The following is a 14,606-nucleotide window of genomic DNA, read 5'->3' as shown; positions in this document are numbered from 1 at the left end:
TACCGGGCAACAAGGCTCAATCAGTACAGCGTTTTCTGTGGCGGCCCGGCAAACTTCAGGGCGCCAATCTGCCCCATCCGCACTTCTACCACCGACGGCCCCGGCATCGCCAGCGCTTCCGTCATCACCGCATCAAAGTCCTCAGCCCGCTCAACGCTCCAGGCCTGTAGGCCAATCGCCTGCGCCAGCAGGGTAAAGTCCGGTGTATGCAGTTCGTTATAATACTGACGCCCGCCAAAATATTTATCCTGAATACCGCGCATTACGCCGTAGCCCCCGTCGTTCATGATGAGCAGCGTCACGTTGGCTTTCTCCTGCGCCAGCGTCGCCAGCTCGCCTAAATTCAGGCTCAGGCCGCCGTCGCCCACCAGTCCCACCACCCTGCGCTGCGGGTTAGCAATCGCGGTGCCGATGGCCATCGGCAGTCCCATACCAATCGCCCCGGCGAGGGAGTGAATGTTCAGCAGCGGACCGTTAGCCCTGAACAGGCGGCTACCCCACAGGCTGCCGGACACGGTGATATCGCGCACCAGCAGGCCGTCTTTCGGCAGGGCTTTTTCTATGGCGTCGTTAAGCTTCGCATAGGCGCCGCACTGCTCGCGCAGCCCCTGCTCAGCTTGCCCGACCGCCTGCTGCACCTGCATATCCCACTGGGCGTTGCCCCACTCGCGGCCCTGCACTTTTTTAGCCAGCGCGCCAAGCAGCGCTGAACAATCTGCTATCAACGTGCTATCCATCAGGTAGTTACGGCTGGCCGCCGCCGGGTCGATATCAATCTGCACCCGCGGGGACGGCAGCTCAAGCGTCCAGGAGCGGGTTTCGTTGCTGCGCAGACGTGAACCGGCCACCAGCGTAAAATCACACTGCGCAATCAGCGCCTCCACCGACGGCGAGTTGTGGAACGCCCGCAGGCTGGCGCGGTGGTCGTCCGGCAGCACGCCGCGCGCGTGGGTGCTGGAAATCACGGTGATGCCCGCATCCGCCAGTTTTTTCACCGCCTCAGCGCTTCCCAGCGCCCCGCCGCCCAGCCACAGCAGCGGCTGTTTCGCCTGTTTGAGCTGCGCCCACAGCGCGTCAACCATCCCGGTATCCACGGCTGGAACCGATGCCGGTTTTACCGGGGCGGTTACCAGCGACAGCGGAATTTTGGCGCCCTGAATATCAATCGGGATTTCCACCGAAACCGGTCCGCACGGCGGGGTCTGCGCGTCCTGGATGGCTTTATGCAGAATGGCTATCGCCTGATTCGCATTGCTGATACGGTACGCCCGTTTTGAGCTGGCCTTCAGGAAGGTCAGTTGGTCGCGGGTTTCATGGATAAACCCTGTGTCGGCGTCCAGCCAGGCTTTCTCTACCTGCCCGGTTAAATGCAGCAGCGGCGTGCAGGCATTCATCGCTTCCACCAGCGCGCCTACCGCGTTCCCGGCCCCCGCGCCGGTGCTGGTCAGCGCCACGCCGAGGCCGGAAAAGCGCCCGTGGGCATCGGCCATGGTGACGGAACCGGCTTCACCGCGCGCGGGCACAAAGCGGATATTGCCCCGCTGCCCAACCGCATCCGCTATCGGCAGGTTGTGAATGGAGATGACGCCGTAGATGGCCTCAACCTGATACTGCTCCAGCGTTCTGGCGATGGCGTCGCCGACGGTTATCATTTCGCTCATTGCTCACCCTTTCTCAGTCGCACCAGTGGTTGACGCTGTTACCCGTCGCCAGATAAATGCTCTTTTGTTGCATCCAGGCTTTCAGCCCCTGGATACCCTTCTCGCGGCCCAGACCGCTCTCTTTAAAGCCCCCGAACGGGGTCGAAATCGCAAAAACTTTGTAGGTGTTGATCCACACCGTGCCTGCCTCCAGCTGCTCGCTGAGACGCAGGGCGCGCCCGGTATCGCGCGTCCAGATCCCCGCCGCCAGGCCGTAAACCGAGTCGTTCGCCACGCGAATAAGCGCCGCTTCATCGCGAAACGGCATCGCCACCAGCACCGGGCCGAAGATCTCTTCCTGACATGCGCGGGCGCTGTTGTGTAGCCCTTCGATAATGGTTGGCTGGAAGAAGCTGCCGTTTGCCAGAGCGGGATCGGCGGGGATCTCGCCGCCGCACAGCACGCGGCCCCCTTCCCGCTTCGCCAGTTCGACGTACTCGATTACGCTCTGGCGATGTTTCTCGCCGATCAGCGGTCCTACATGCACGCCGTCGGTAAACGGATGCCCGACGCGCAGCCCGCGAGTTAATTCCAGCAGCCTCGCCATCAGCGGGGCGTAAATACTCTCGTGGATAAACAGCCGCGATCCGGCGATGCACGCCTGCCCCGCCGAGCTGAAAATGCCGTAGCAGATCCCGCGCGCGGCCTGTTCGATATCGGCATCCTCCAGCACGATAGTCGGCGATTTGCCGCCCAACTCCAGCGAGGCCGGGATCAGTTTTTCCGCCGCCACGTGCGCCAGATGACGGCCCGTAGTGGTTCCGCCGGTAAAGGAAATTTTGCGCACGCGAGGATGACGCGCCAGCGCATCGCCAATCACCGAGCCTTTGCCCGGCAGCACGCTCAGCAGCCCGGCGGGCAGCCCGGCCTGTTCAAAAATCCGCGCCAGCTCCAGCGCCATCAGCGGCGTGGCTTCGGCGGGCTTGAGGATCACCGCGTTCCCGGCGGCAATCGCCGGTGCGACCTTCTGCATTTCGCTGGCAATCGGCGAGTTCCACGGCGTGATGGCCGCCACCACGCCAAGGGGCTCGTAGCGGCTCAGCGTCAGCAGATCCGGCTGGCGCGGTGTCGGAAGTTCACCCTCCAGCAGCTCGCAGGCGGCGGCAAAGTAGCGCGCCGTTCCCGCCGCGCTCATCACCAGCCCGCACGCTTCCGCCAGCGGCTTGCCGTTATCCCGGCTCTGCATCTGCGCCAGTTCATCCACACGGGATTCAATAAGATCCGCCACCTTGTGCAGGATCTTCGCCCGCACGTGCGGAAGGCTGTTACGCCAGGCGGGATCGCGCCAGGCGCGCTCTCCGGCGTCTACCGCCTCCTCCAGGTCATCCAGACTGGCGGCGTTCAGCGTCGCGTTGATCGACCCGTCTGCCGGGAAGTGGCTCTGCATCGGGTTACCTCCGCCGTGTCGCCACTGGCCGCCGATAAAAATCTTCAGATCGTCCATCGTCACTCCTCAGCTCAGGGCCAGCTCGCGGCAGGCGCGCACCGCGCTCAGTGCCGCCAGGGTGGAGGTTTTAGGGTTAGACGCCAGCGGCAGCCCGCTCAGCTCCAGATGGAACTCGCCGAATAATCCTTCGACATGCAGCGTGTGAGTGTTACGTTTCGTTGCCGGGTCAACCATCAGCTGCACGCGGGTGTCATCCATCCCGACGCCGCCGAGCGCCACGGTCGCCGCCACGTTGGCGTTCGCCGGGAACAGCCGCGCCGCCTCGCGGGCGCTGCCTTCAAAAAAGACCTCTGCCTCTGACACCGCATTCAGATCGATAAGCTGCTCGGCATAGCTGCCGCGCCAGCTGGCCGGGCTTTTGCGCGACTGATAGGTAACGCGCTCAAGGCCGCCCTCTTTCGCCGCCGCCAGCCCGTCGATACCGGCCACCGCACCGGAAAGCAGGGTGAGTTTTCCGCCCGCAGCGAGCAGACGCTGCTCCAGCGCGCTGTCCGCCAGCGCGCCGGTGGAAATGATGGCCAGATGCCAGCCGCGACGCAGGATCTCTTCCCCGTACTGGGCCACCGCCTGCTGGCTGGCGCATTCCAGCACCAGATCCGGCGTTTGCGCGCACGCCATTGGCGACGACAGCGCCTCGACCGCATCGCCAAACTGGTCGTGAATGGCGGCATGGTGAGACGCGCGCGCCACGATCCAGCCGATAGCCACACCGGCGGGCAGGCGCTCAATCACCGCCTGCGCCATGGCACCAAAACCAATCAACATTACCTTTTTCATGATGCGTCCTTACAGATGGCGACAGAAGCCGCCGGAAACGTCCAGCGCGGCGCCGGTGGTAAACGAGGCCAGCGGCGAGGCGAGGAACAGCAGCGCCTGCGCGGGCTCCTGCGGCTTGCCGAGGCGCGCCATTGGAATGCCGCGCTTGCGCGCGATATCCGCCGTCCACTCCTGCCAGCTCTGGCTTTTGTCCGCCCGGTTTTCAAAGCGGCGCTGCCACTGGCCGGACTCCACCATGCCGAGCAAAATGGAATTGACGCGAATGCCTTTACCCACCAGTTCTTTCGAGAGCGTCAGCGTCATGTTCAGCAGCGCGGCACGAGCAGCGGAGGTAGCGATCATGTGCTCCTCCGGCTGTAGCGCCAGCAGGGAGTTGACGCAGGTAACAGAGGCAATGTCTGACTGCTCCAGCAGCGGCTGAAACGCCTGCACCGGATTGATGACGCCAAACAGCTTCAGCTCTGCCTCGTGCAGCCACGCCTCGCGCGGGGTGTCATGGAAGTGCGCCACGTAGCCCTGCCCGGCGTTGTTGATCAGCAGATCAGCCGCGCCAAAGCGCGCCTGCACCGCATCCGCAAAGGCCTGAACCTCGTCGGCGTTCAGCACGTCGCAGCGGTAAGAAAAAATCTCCCCGTGGGGGAATTCGTTTTGCAGCGTCGCATGGGCGCTGGCGAGCCGATCCGGGTCACGGCCGCAGAAGGCGACTTTCGCCCCTTCACCCAGCAGCAGGCGCAGCGTTTCAAAGCCAATGCCAGAAGAACCGCCGGTGACTACCGCTACGCGCCCGTCAATTTGTGCATTCATCGCGCACCTCTTCGTTAATGCGTAAAAGCTGTTGGTTGAAAAACACGTCGTTATCGAGATAGCTGGCGTGCCCGGCCTGCGGAATGGCGGTAAACGGCATGCCGTAGCGCAGCGCCAGCCCCTGCACCAGTTCGGGCTGCGTTATCGCGTCCTGCTCGCCGCACCAGACTTCAAACGTGCCGGAGTATCGTTTAAGCCAGCCGTGAATGTCGTCATGCGCCAGCATCCACGCGGCGGCAAGGTAGCCTTCCGGGCGCAGCGTGCGCATGCCCGCCGCGACGGTGGCGATATCTTCCGCGCGCGCGCCGGGGCGCAGCAGCTTCGCGGCACGGGTCTGGGCGAGGATTTCGCCGCCCAACGCCATCTGCTGCTCGCGGTTGCGCCAGACCTGCTCCCGCTGCTCCGGCGCGGCATTGCCGTAGCCCTGCGCAGCGTCGGCCAGTACAAGATGAATGACGCGATCCGGGAACTTCGCCGCAAAGGCACTTGCGACCAGTGCCCCCAGGGAATGGCCCACCAGCACCGCCTGCCAGACACCGGCGCGATCCAGCATCGCCGCCAGCGCGTCGGCGTAATCCCCCGCGTTTGCCCGCGCGACGGCCAGCATCGGGCTTTCGCCATAACCGGGCATGTCCCACGCCAGCACGCGAAAACCGTTCAGCGCCATCTGCTTGTGCCAGGACGCAGCGCCAGAGCTGATCCCGTGTAGCAGCATCAGCGGAATGCCGCTTCCCTGTTCACGAAAACCCGTCATGGCGCCCCCTTAGTTCCGCTTCACTTTCGAGAGCGGATGGTCGGACGGATAGGTCGGGATTTCCGGCTTGTTGGTCCCCAGCATGACGCACATCAGCGCTTCCTCTTCCCCGTGGTTAAACAGGCCGCGATAGATGCCCGGCGGGACGGAGATCAGGTCACGCTCGCGCAGCACGGTTTCGGTGTAGTTGTCGCCGTCCTGGATCATCAGCGTGATCTGCCCCTTGAGCATGAAGAACACCTCTTCCACGTCGTCGTGCAGGTGCAGCGGCCCTTCGCACTTCGACGGCAGTACCATGGTGGAGAAGGTAAAATGGTCCGCCTGCACGGTATTGGTGTCGTTCGCCACGCCGGTTGCGCCGGTGCCGATGTAGCGCATCTGCGCCCGGCGGTATTTCGGGTCAAAATCGGCCTGGAACTTCAGCGCGTTCCAGTCGTATTTACGGCCTTCGAAGCGCGCGATGCGCGACTCGACCCACTCTTCCATCGTCAGATGGTCAGGTTTGATGCCCGTTTTGTGGGTTACGGTTGAATCAGTCATGACACTCTCCTCAGTAACGTCTCAGCAGCGGCAGTAACAGGACGCAGCCCACCGCCGCCATCACCGCCAGAAAAATCAGCCCGGAATCCATGCTGTGGGTGAAGGCGATAAGCGCGCCCATCACCGCCGGCGACAGCGCGCCTGCAAAGTTTCCCAGCCCGTTGAAAATGCCGCCCGCCGTGGCGCTCACCCGGGGATGGGTGGCCTTCGCCAGCAGGGCGAAAATGTTGGGCGCGCCGGTGCCCCACATAAAGGTGCTGAAGCTCATCGCCGCGATGACGGCGAGCGGGGTATCGAGGTGCATCACCGCCGCCAGCCCCACCGCCGCCCCCGCCATCGAGATAAAGCAGGCCGCCGCGCGCTTATCGACCCTGTCCGAGAGCCACGCGCCAATCACTTCCCCCGCCAGCATGGCGATGAACGGCATCGACGACAGCCAGCCTGCATGCTCAAGGTGAATGCCTTTGCCTTTGATCAGGTAGCCCGGCAGCCAGCCGTTGATGCCCCACAGGTAGGTCAGGAACGCGATGTTAAAGATGCAGATGATCCAGAAATGCGGGCTGACGAACAGCTCGCGCCGCGCCGCGCGCCGCTCGTCCTGAGACGCCTGCGAAGTGCCGGGTTTAGCCTCCAGACGGATCCCGCGCAGGCCGATGCGTACAAAGATAAGCACCGGCACGGTAAGCATGGCCATGACAAAGAAGGTGCTCTGCCAGCCGAAGGTGTTCAGCAGCCAGAGGGAGAGCGGGAAGCCAATTGCCGCCCCTACCGGTGTGCCCAGCAGCCACAGCATGGTGGCGCGCGCCTGCAGATGCTGCGGGAAGTTGTGGCGCACGATGGCGAAAGCCAGCGGGAACAGCGGCCCTTCCGCCACGCCCAGCAGGATGCGCAGGACGATCATCAGCGTGTAGTTATGGGTAAAGCCCATCGCCACCATCAGCACGCACCACACAGCCATCATCCCGGTGAGCAGGCGCAGCGGCGCAATTTTGTCGCCTAAACCGCTCAAAAATACCGACGAAAAGCCGTAGCTCAGCAGGAAGGCGCTCATCAATATGCCGAGGCGCGTGGTGTCGAAATCAATGCCCATCGCCTGCTGGAAATGGGTATCCGAAAAGAGCGCCGCGATGCTGATTTTGTCGAAAAACGCCAGCAGCACGCAGGCCAGCAGCGACAGCGGGATGGCCCAGCGCACCGCTTTTTCGGGCGTGCGGGTCCCCTCACCGCTCGCCTCAACCGGCGCGGTGTTCGTCTCTAGTGTGGTCATCTCTCCCCCTACGGGTGCGGGTTAGCTATCGCAGTGACATCAGTGAAAATGTCGGGTCGGCAAGCGGTACGTTCGACAGATCCCGCCCCGCCGCCATCCAGCGCTTCGCCAGCTTGACGGTGCGCGCATCGTTGAACGCCACCAGCTGCGTCAGCCGCCCGTTTTCATCCAGCGAGAAGAACAGCGCATCTTCACGCACTATCGTTTTACTCTCCGGCTGCGGAATACCGAGGATCTGAATATTGTGCTGATATTGATCCGACCACAGCCACGGCGCGTCGTCATAACCTGGCGCATCGCGGTTGAGCATCGCTTTCGCCGTCGCCACCGCCTGATTCTGGGCGAAGGCCCAGGACTGGATGCACAAGCCGTAGTGATGGTGCTGGGCGACATCTCCTGCGGCAAAGATGAATGGATCCGAGGTGCGTCCATGGGCATCCACCACGATCCCGCGCCCGGTTTTCAGCCCCGCATCAAGCGCCAGCTCCAGATTGAGATCGACGCCGATCCCGACCACGACCGTATCAAAGGTTTCACGGTTGCCGTCGCAGTGGATGACCGGCAGGCCATTATCGTCCTCCAGCTCCAGCGCGCCGCAGCCGGTACGGATCTCCACCCCCTGCTCGCGGTGGATGGCCTCCAGGCGCTGGGACACCTCGCTGCTCACCGAGCGCATGCACACCGCAGGCTGCTGCTCGAACAGGGTGACCGCCACGCCGCTTTTCCGCGCGGAAGCGGCAATCTCAAGGCCAATCCAGCCGCCGCCGATAATCGCCAGCTTGTGACTTTCCGACAGGCGACTTTTCAGGCGCTGCGCGTCCTGCCAGTGGCGCAGGGTGTAGACCTGCGGATGGCTGGCCCACGCCTGCGAAGGCAGGCGCGCCCGCCCGCCGGTAGCGATTAAAAGGATGTTGTAACTAAGACGTTCGCCGTTGCTTAAACGCACGATTTTCTCTTCACGATCGACTGATTCAGCACGCAGCGGGCGGTACCAGATCAGGTTCAGCGCCTGCTGCGCTTCTTCGCTAAACAGCCGCGGAAGCGCGGAGTCCGGCTCCAGCAGAGACGCTTTTGACAGCGGCGGCCGCTCGTAGAAATCCCATTCCTCTTCCGCCACCACGCAAATCTCGCCGTCGAAGCCCTCGTCACGCAGGGTTTTCGCCGCCCAGCCGCCCGCCTGGCCGCCGCCGATAATGACAATGCGCGATGTCATACCGCCTCCGGCTTTTTCTGCTGACGGCGCGTGTCGTGGTCAATCCCGCCCTCCACCGCCCATTCGGTAAAGGAGACCAGGGAATGCTCCAGCTCGCGCGGCTGCCAGTTTTCGGTCAGGTAGTCGTCGTTGGTGTAATACTCAAACGCGCCGCCGGTCGGGCTGTTGACGTACCAGAAGTACGCCGACGACACCGGATGACGGCCCGGCCCGATAAAGGTGCTCCAGTCATGTTTATTCATCGCGATACCGCCGCCGATCACCTCGTGGATGTCGCGCACGGTGAAGGCCACGTGGTTAAGGCCGCGCTTGCGGTTCGGCAGTTGCAGCAGGAACAGGTTGTGATGGCCGCCACGCGCCCCGCAGCGCAGGAACACGGCGCGGTTGATATAGCGATCCGAGACCTGGAAGCCGAGCACCTCGTGGTAGAATTCCTCTACTGCCGCCAGCTCTTCCACGAAGAACACCACATGCCCCACGTTGATCGGCTGGGCGCGATCGTAAACCGGGCTGGGCGTGTCGATACGGCGGGCGTCGCCCCACTGGTTTATTGGCTCGACGTTAAGCTCCACGTCGGTCTGCTGGGTCACCTGCACGCGCAGCGTCATGCCGTTCGGATCCAGGCATTCCAGCGCGTCGCCCACTTCACGAAAACCTGGCTGTTGCGCCAGCTTCGGGCGCAGCGCATCCAGCTCAGACTGGCTGGCAACCGCCCAGGTCATGCGGCGCAGAGTGTTGCCCGCTTCAAACGCGGGCGGCAGGTCGGGGCTGTCGATCGGGTTAAGCTCCACGCGCGCGCCGCTCAGGGTGATGAAACGCTGGCCGCTGGCATCGCCCGTCAGGCCAAAATCACGCATAAATTTGGCGCAGTGCGTCAGGTCTTCCACACCAAATTCCAGCTTTTCAATTCCGGTTATACTCATCGTTCGTTGCCTCATCTGGCCCAGATTGGGCGTAAAACATGCCCGACGCAGTCAAGCGCCTGACGTTAACTCACTGATTTAACTGGCCTGTGACAGATACCCTAAGAAGCCAGAAATTTTATCCGCCGCGAGGCGAACCTCGTTTTGCAGGCGCTCGCGGTCGCTCAGTGGGATCTCCTCCGACGGCACCAGAATGCTGACCACCGCCGCCACGCGGCCGCTTCGGTCATACACCGGGTAGACGATGGAAGAGATGCCGTGGCGGAAGAAGGATTCGCCGATGACATACCCGCGGGCTTTGTCCTGCTGTACCATCTGCCACAGGGCTTCGCGGTCGTGAAGCTGCCCCGGCGTGTTGCCCGGCAGGCGCTCATGCGGGAACAGCTGTTCGAAATCAGCGCGGGAAATATCGGTCAACAGCATGCGGCCCAGCGAGGTGCAGTGCACCGGCAGACGGGTACCAATGCTGACCTGGTTGATACGCGACCCGGCGGCGCTGACGCGGGCGATATAGATAATGTCGCGCCCGTCGCGGATCGCCAGATGGCTGCTGCACTGGCTCACGTCGCGCAATTGCTCGATCACCGGCTGGCCGACCTGCGCCACGTCCAGCGAGGCGATGTACTCAAAGCCAAGACGCAGCACGTTCATGCCCAGCGAAAAGGTATTGGTGCGCGTGTTGCGCTCCAGAAATCCCATGTACTCCAGCGTCTGTACCACGCGATAGGCGGTGGCCTTCGGCATATCCACCAGCCGATGCAGTTCGGCAAAGGTCAGATCGCGATGCTGCTCGCCAAAGGCCAACAGCAGCTGTAAACCGCGCTCCAGCCCCGGCACCAGATACTTCACTTCCTGATCGTTTGCCATCATCGCCCTACCTTAGTTAAAGACAAAACCGCCGTTGACCGGGATCAGCTGTCCGGTGATGAACCGCGACAGATCGCTTAACAGCCAGACCACGCTGCCGGTGACGTCTTCCGGCTGCTGTGCCCCGGTTAACGCGCGGCCGTTTTCGTAGAGTTGATGCCGTTCGGCGGGGACATATTCCGTCGCCTCGACGCGGGTTAGGCCCGGCGCGATGGCGTTAATGCGTATACGCTTTTCACCCAGTTCGCGCGCCATTGAGCGGGTCATGGCAATCACGGCGCCCTTGCTGGCGACGTAGGCCATCAGGCGCGGCGCGCCCCACAGCGCGGTGTCGGACGCGACGTTCACGATGCCCGCCCCCTCGCGCAGCAGCGGTACGGCGGCGCGCGTTACCAGCCAGGTGCCTTTGACGTTGACGCGCATCACCCGATCCCAGAGATCCGGATCGTAATCGAGCATATTTTTGCCGCCGACGCCCGTCGCCATCGCAGCGTTGTTCACCAGACCGTCAATCTGCCCCTGCTCGCCAATCGCGCTGAACACCTGCTCAATGGACTGCGGATCGGCCAGATCGATAACGTGCGATTCGATCGCATATCCCCGCTCGCTCAGCCGGTGGGCGCTCTCGGCCAGCTCGCCTTTGAGGATGTCGCACATCACCACCGCCGCGCCCTGCTCCGCGCAGGCCTGGGAAAAGTGGTAGCCCAGCCCGCGCGCGGCGCCGGTTATGACGATGCGCTTGCCGCTCAGCAGCCCGTTCATCAGGCGGCCCCCTGCTGTGCTTCACGCATCGCCAGCTGCTCTTTGGCGGCCTTTTGCATCATGCGACGCAGGCGCGAGAGGCCAACGTCGTGCTGATACAGGTATTCATGATCGCGGGCGTTTGGCGCCAGGCTCTCCAGCACCACGCGGTCCTGCTCCAGCACTTCCCAGTGCAGTTTTTCCAGCCTGTTGCGGTACATGAAGCGCCACATATCGCGCTGCCAGCCCTGCACGCGGCGGATGCGCCAGAAGAAGACGCGGCAGTTGTCGTTATCTTCCGGCACCACCATGCCGACGATAAAGAAGTGGCCGCCCGGCCCGAAACGCTTCTTGTACGGAATGGAGAGACGCATCCAGCAGGTGCCGCTGTTGCCCAGCTCCACCCAGTCGAAGTTGACGCCGCTCTGCCCTTTCTTCTCAAAGATAAAGCCGGTTTTGGTCGGCTGGAGCACCATGTCGGCCTTGCGATCCCCTTCCGCCATCGAGTGCGAGGAGGAGTGCAGATAGGTGCCGTGCATCGGGTCCATCACGTTTTCCAGCGCGTACTGGTAATTGCATTTCCACGCGGCGGTGCAGAGGAAGTTGCTGAAGTTTTCCGTGTCGGCGAGTTCATCCGGGAAGGCCAGTTCGTCCGGCTGCTGGTCCGCGGTGACGCCAAACCAGAGGAAGATGGCGCCGTGCGCCTCCTGCACGTTATAGCTGCGCACGCACTGCTGGCCGACCAGCGGACATTTATCCACAGCGGGCACGTCTTTCACCTCGCCGTTGCCCGCCACCTCTACGCCGTGATACCAGCAGGCGATGCGGTCGCCGAGGTTCCAGCCCATCGACAGGCGCGCGCCGCGGTGCGGACAACGGTCCTCCAGCGCCTGCACCTGGCCGTCTTTGTTGCGCCAGACCACAATCTGCTCGCCCAGGCGGGTGATGCCCACCGGCGCAGACTGCACTTCCCAGCTCGCCAGCACCGGATACCAGAGGCCGCGCAGGCCTTTATCCAGATAGTGTTGTACGGTCGTTGTCATCGCGTTGCCCTCAGTAGCCGTTAACCTGTAAGAATACCTGGAAGCTGGCGTCGCTCCACGGCTCGCCCTGCTGGTCGTGCATGCGCACCGCGTTCAGCCCGTTTACCAGCTCCGGCAGGGTTTCAACGCCCTGCTCGAAGAGATCTTCCAGCGTCGCAATCAGCTTCACCTCCCAGCTTTCCGGCTCACGGCTGCGGGTCTGCCAGATCAGGTTCTGGTACTCGCCCGGCTTGTGAATGGCGCCATTACCGCCCTCTGCCGGCGGGGTAAACTGGCGGCTTTCCGGCAGCGCCGGGTTGTAGTTCAGCGTGTCGCTCATGCCACGGTCTCCTCAACAAAGGTAATCTGAATCTGGTTTTCAAAGACCCGAACCGGGTAACGGTTGAGGTTGCGTCCTCCGGGGCCGTGCAGACACTGGCCGGTTTTGACGTCGAACACCGCCTCGTGCAGCGGGCATTCCACCTTGCCGTCTTCTACGAAGCCCTGACTCAGCAGGGCATAGGCGTGGGGGCATACGTCTTCCAGCGCGTAATATTCACCGTCGATCAGGTAAACGCCGATCTCTTTCCCGTCGACGTTGCCGCTAAAAGGGAAATCTTCCTGTACTTGTTCTGCGTCACATACGCCTATCCAGCTCATCACGATCCTCCAGGCTTTTGTTTCATATATGAAACTCTGTTTCTTATTTAATACGGTCAATATAAAAGCGATGAATGTTTCGTCAAGCGACAATGTGACGAATTTGTTAATCGATCGGCAATTAATTTACTAAGTGTGCAAGGGATCACGAAAAAATGCAGCGATATGAAATTTTCATTATTACAGCGTGAGAAATACGTTTTTTTAATGGTCTCTTATTTTGAATAAAAGATATTGACTTCCTTTCTTTTTACTCTTTAAAAATAAATTAACGTCACCTCTTTCGCGTTTCACCGGTGAAACTCATTTTTAATTTATCTTTAATAAACAATGAGTTTCACAGGTGAATCATTTTAGCTCTGTGACAATCACATTGATGAAAAATATAAGTTACAAAAAACGTAAGGCGGACATGATGACGGCAAGATGGCAAGGCACGATTGCGCTTTTATTACTCATTATTATTTCGTACGTCGATCGGGTAAATATCTCGGTAATGATTTAAACCCGGAATTTGCCGAACATTTTCAGTTAAATGAAAACAGAATGTTACAGGGTCTACTCATGACCTGCTTTCTTCTGGGTTATGGTTTTTCCGCTCTATTATTAACGTCGGTTATTGAAAGCAAACTTCATTATCGGCAGGGATTATTAAGCAGCATTGCGCTTTGGGCCGCGGACTGCGCGATTTCGCCTTTGTTAGGCTCGCTGACGGGAATGGTCATCGCCCGCGAAATAACCGGGGTTTGTCCACACCTTCACGCTGGCCTGGGGAATGTTGCTGCTGCGCATGCGGCGCGCAGCAGCAATCAGCGCGTAAGGCTTATTCGCCTTTTTTCGCTGCCTGGATGTAGAGCATTTCCAGCGCCAGGGTCGCCGCGGCCAGCGCGGTGATCTCGGACTGGTCATAGGCCGGAGCCACTTCCACCACGTCCATCCCGACAATGTTCAGATCCTTCAGGCCGCGCACCAGCTTGATGGCGCGGTCTGACGTCAGGCCGCCGATCACCGGCGTACCGGTACCCGGTGCGAATGCCGGATCCAGGCAGTCGATGTCGAAGGTCAGGTAGACAGGCATATCGCCGACGATCTGCTTAACCTGAGCCAGAATATCGTCCACGCCGCGATCGTTCACCTGGCCCGCGTCGAGTACGGTGAAGCCGTTGTCTTTGTCGAACTCGGTGCGGATGCCGATCTGCACGGAGTGGTTCGGATCGATCAGGCCTTCTTTCGGCGCGGTGTAGAACATGGTGCCGTGGTCGAATTCGCAGCCGTTCGCGTAGGTGTCGGTATGCGCGTCAAAGTGCACCAGCGCCATTTTACCGAAGTGCTTCGCGTGGGCGCGCAGCAGCGGCAGGGTCACGAAGTGGTCACCGCCGAAGGAGAGCATGCGTTTACCGGCCGCCAGCAGCTTCTCGGCGTGCGCCTGCAATTTTTCGCTCATTTCGCGCGCGTCACCGAAGGCGTACACCAGATCACCGCAGTCCACCACGTTCAGGCGCTCGCGCATGTCGAAGTTCCACGGGAAGCGGTTGTGCTCCCAGGCCAGGTTGGTGGAAACCTGACGGATTGCCGCCGGGCCATGACGTCCACCCGCACGACCGGACGTTGCCATGTCGAACGGTACGCCGGTGATCACCCAGTCAGCATCGCTGTCGTAAGGCTGGAAGTTCATCGGAAGGCGTAAAAAACCAAACGCGTTAGATACCAGAGAGTTATCGTACTGATGACCTAAAGTGCTCATGTCCTGACCTCTTATAAAGTCGATACATTAAAAACAGATGAAAAAAAATCCCCTCCGCGTCGTTAAACCCGACGAGGAAGGGATTGATTCGTAAATCGCATAGTGGGGCGAATTATCGCCGTTAATTCATACGGGTTCAAGTGAGTA

At 61.2% G+C, this 14,606-nt stretch carries 15 protein-coding genes and 1 pseudogene; 1 reads left to right on the top strand and 15 read right to left on the bottom strand.

Features of this window, described 5'->3' with window-relative positions; all coding sequences use genetic code 11:
* Positions 1-20: 20 nt before the first annotated feature.
* The 14 genes from AC4OVS_RS03995 to AC4OVS_RS03930 all read right to left on the bottom strand — a co-directional run bounded on the left by AC4OVS_RS03995 (position 21) and on the right by AC4OVS_RS03930 (position 12,715).
* A complete protein-coding gene (locus tag AC4OVS_RS03995) occupies positions 21-1,661 on the bottom strand; it encodes a thiamine pyrophosphate-binding protein (protein WP_063150139.1) in 1,641 nt (546 codons plus the stop codon).
* A gap of 13 nt (positions 1,662-1,674) precedes the next feature.
* Entirely contained in the window at positions 1,675-3,144 is a 1,470-nt protein-coding gene (locus AC4OVS_RS03990) for an aldehyde dehydrogenase (protein WP_063152130.1), read from the bottom strand.
* Between the two features lie 9 nt (positions 3,145-3,153).
* Complete coding sequence (locus AC4OVS_RS03985; RefSeq protein WP_491922192.1) at positions 3,154-3,924, bottom strand: aspartate dehydrogenase; 771 nt, start codon at positions 3,922-3,924, stop codon at positions 3,154-3,156.
* Positions 3,925-3,933: 9 nt separating this feature from the next.
* The gene (locus AC4OVS_RS03980; protein WP_417929664.1) at positions 3,934-4,728 is read right to left on the bottom strand and encodes an SDR family oxidoreductase; all 795 of its coding nucleotides are present in this window, start codon (positions 4,726-4,728) and stop codon (positions 3,934-3,936) included.
* Positions 4,712-5,482, bottom strand: coding sequence for an alpha/beta fold hydrolase (locus AC4OVS_RS03975; protein ID WP_032626143.1), 771 nt, complete (start codon positions 5,480-5,482; stop codon positions 4,712-4,714). The genes AC4OVS_RS03980 and AC4OVS_RS03975 overlap by 17 nt, the downstream gene beginning before the upstream one ends.
* A gap of 9 nt (positions 5,483-5,491) precedes the next feature.
* Positions 5,492-6,022: a cupin domain-containing protein gene (locus AC4OVS_RS03970; RefSeq protein WP_022649339.1), complete on the bottom strand. Its 531-nt coding sequence runs from the start codon at positions 6,020-6,022 to the stop codon at positions 5,492-5,494.
* A 10-nt stretch (positions 6,023-6,032) separates the two neighbouring features.
* The gene (locus tag AC4OVS_RS03965) at positions 6,033-7,289 is read right to left on the bottom strand and encodes an MFS transporter (protein WP_022649340.1); all 1,257 of its coding nucleotides are present in this window, start codon (positions 7,287-7,289) and stop codon (positions 6,033-6,035) included.
* A gap of 25 nt (positions 7,290-7,314) precedes the next feature.
* Positions 7,315-8,502 (bottom strand): NAD(P)/FAD-dependent oxidoreductase, encoded by a 1,188-nt coding sequence (locus tag AC4OVS_RS03960; protein WP_491922191.1) that lies wholly within the window; start codon positions 8,500-8,502, stop codon positions 7,315-7,317.
* Positions 8,499-9,425 carry a VOC family protein gene (locus tag AC4OVS_RS03955; RefSeq protein WP_491922190.1) on the bottom strand — a complete coding sequence of 309 codons (927 nt, stop codon included), beginning with the start codon at positions 9,423-9,425 and terminating at the stop codon, positions 8,499-8,501. The genes AC4OVS_RS03960 and AC4OVS_RS03955 overlap by 4 nt, the downstream gene beginning before the upstream one ends.
* Positions 9,426-9,503: 78 nt before the next feature.
* Positions 9,504-10,292, bottom strand: a complete 789-nt coding sequence (locus AC4OVS_RS03950; RefSeq protein ID WP_032671673.1) for an IclR family transcriptional regulator — start codon at positions 10,290-10,292, stop codon at positions 9,504-9,506.
* Positions 10,293-10,304: 12 nt separating this feature from the next.
* Complete coding sequence (locus tag AC4OVS_RS03945) at positions 10,305-11,054, bottom strand: SDR family oxidoreductase (protein ID WP_491922189.1); 750 nt, start codon at positions 11,052-11,054, stop codon at positions 10,305-10,307.
* Entirely contained in the window at positions 11,054-12,076 is a 1,023-nt protein-coding gene (locus tag AC4OVS_RS03940; RefSeq protein ID WP_047734791.1) for a Rieske 2Fe-2S domain-containing protein, read from the bottom strand. The genes AC4OVS_RS03945 and AC4OVS_RS03940 overlap by 1 nt, the downstream gene beginning before the upstream one ends.
* A gap of 10 nt (positions 12,077-12,086) precedes the next feature.
* Positions 12,087-12,395, bottom strand: a complete 309-nt coding sequence (locus AC4OVS_RS03935; RefSeq protein WP_108367934.1) for a recombinase-like helix-turn-helix domain-containing protein — start codon at positions 12,393-12,395, stop codon at positions 12,087-12,089.
* Positions 12,392-12,715, bottom strand: a complete 324-nt coding sequence (locus tag AC4OVS_RS03930) for a Rieske (2Fe-2S) protein (protein WP_003860044.1) — start codon at positions 12,713-12,715, stop codon at positions 12,392-12,394. Before AC4OVS_RS03930 ends, AC4OVS_RS03935 begins: the two co-directional genes overlap by 4 nt.
* A gap of 415 nt (positions 12,716-13,130) precedes the next feature.
* Between AC4OVS_RS03930 and AC4OVS_RS03925 the strand changes: the two are divergent.
* Positions 13,131-13,462 (top strand): annotated as a pseudogene (locus AC4OVS_RS03925) (MFS transporter); the annotation flags it as partial.
* Between the two features lie 76 nt (positions 13,463-13,538).
* Here the strand turns inward: AC4OVS_RS03925 and speB are convergent.
* Positions 13,539-14,459 carry an agmatinase gene (gene speB / locus AC4OVS_RS03920; RefSeq protein WP_017382921.1) on the bottom strand — a complete coding sequence of 307 codons (921 nt, stop codon included), beginning with the start codon at positions 14,457-14,459 and terminating at the stop codon, positions 13,539-13,541.
* Between the last annotated feature and the right edge of the window lie 147 nt (positions 14,460-14,606).

Source organism: Enterobacter sp. 4974935 (assembly GCF_058661735.1).
Note: the sequence above shows the minus strand (reverse complement) of the source record. Positions and strands in the feature narration are given on the sequence as shown.

Coding starts and splice junctions, on each gene's coding strand:
- AC4OVS_RS03995 (WP_063150139.1), bottom strand. CDS start 1,661: ATGAGCGAAATGATAACCGTCGGCGACGCCATCGCCAGAACGCTGGAG.
- AC4OVS_RS03960 (WP_491922191.1), bottom strand. CDS start 8,502: ATGACATCGCGCATTGTCATTATCGGCGGCGGCCAGGCGGGCGGCTGG.
- AC4OVS_RS03975 (WP_032626143.1), bottom strand. CDS start 5,482: ATGACGGGTTTTCGTGAACAGGGAAGCGGCATTCCGCTGATGCTGCTA.
- AC4OVS_RS03950 (WP_032671673.1), bottom strand. CDS start 10,292: ATGGCAAACGATCAGGAAGTGAAGTATCTGGTGCCGGGGCTGGAGCGC.
- AC4OVS_RS03955 (WP_491922190.1), bottom strand. CDS start 9,425: ATGAGTATAACCGGAATTGAAAAGCTGGAATTTGGTGTGGAAGACCTG.
- AC4OVS_RS03935 (WP_108367934.1), bottom strand. CDS start 12,395: ATGAGCGACACGCTGAACTACAACCCGGCGCTGCCGGAAAGCCGCCAG.
- AC4OVS_RS03930 (WP_003860044.1), bottom strand. CDS start 12,715: ATGAGCTGGATAGGCGTATGTGACGCAGAACAAGTACAGGAAGATTTC.
- AC4OVS_RS03965 (WP_022649340.1), bottom strand. CDS start 7,289: ATGACCACACTAGAGACGAACACCGCGCCGGTTGAGGCGAGCGGTGAG.
- AC4OVS_RS03970 (WP_022649339.1), bottom strand. CDS start 6,022: ATGACTGATTCAACCGTAACCCACAAAACGGGCATCAAACCTGACCAT.
- AC4OVS_RS03980 (WP_417929664.1), bottom strand. CDS start 4,728: ATGAATGCACAAATTGACGGGCGCGTAGCGGTAGTCACCGGCGGTTCT.
- speB (WP_017382921.1), bottom strand. CDS start 14,459: ATGAGCACTTTAGGTCATCAGTACGATAACTCTCTGGTATCTAACGCG.
- AC4OVS_RS03990 (WP_063152130.1), bottom strand. CDS start 3,144: ATGGACGATCTGAAGATTTTTATCGGCGGCCAGTGGCGACACGGCGGA.
- AC4OVS_RS03940 (WP_047734791.1), bottom strand. CDS start 12,076: ATGACAACGACCGTACAACACTATCTGGATAAAGGCCTGCGCGGCCTC.
- AC4OVS_RS03945 (WP_491922189.1), bottom strand. CDS start 11,054: ATGAACGGGCTGCTGAGCGGCAAGCGCATCGTCATAACCGGCGCCGCG.
- AC4OVS_RS03985 (WP_491922192.1), bottom strand. CDS start 3,924: ATGAAAAAGGTAATGTTGATTGGTTTTGGTGCCATGGCGCAGGCGGTG.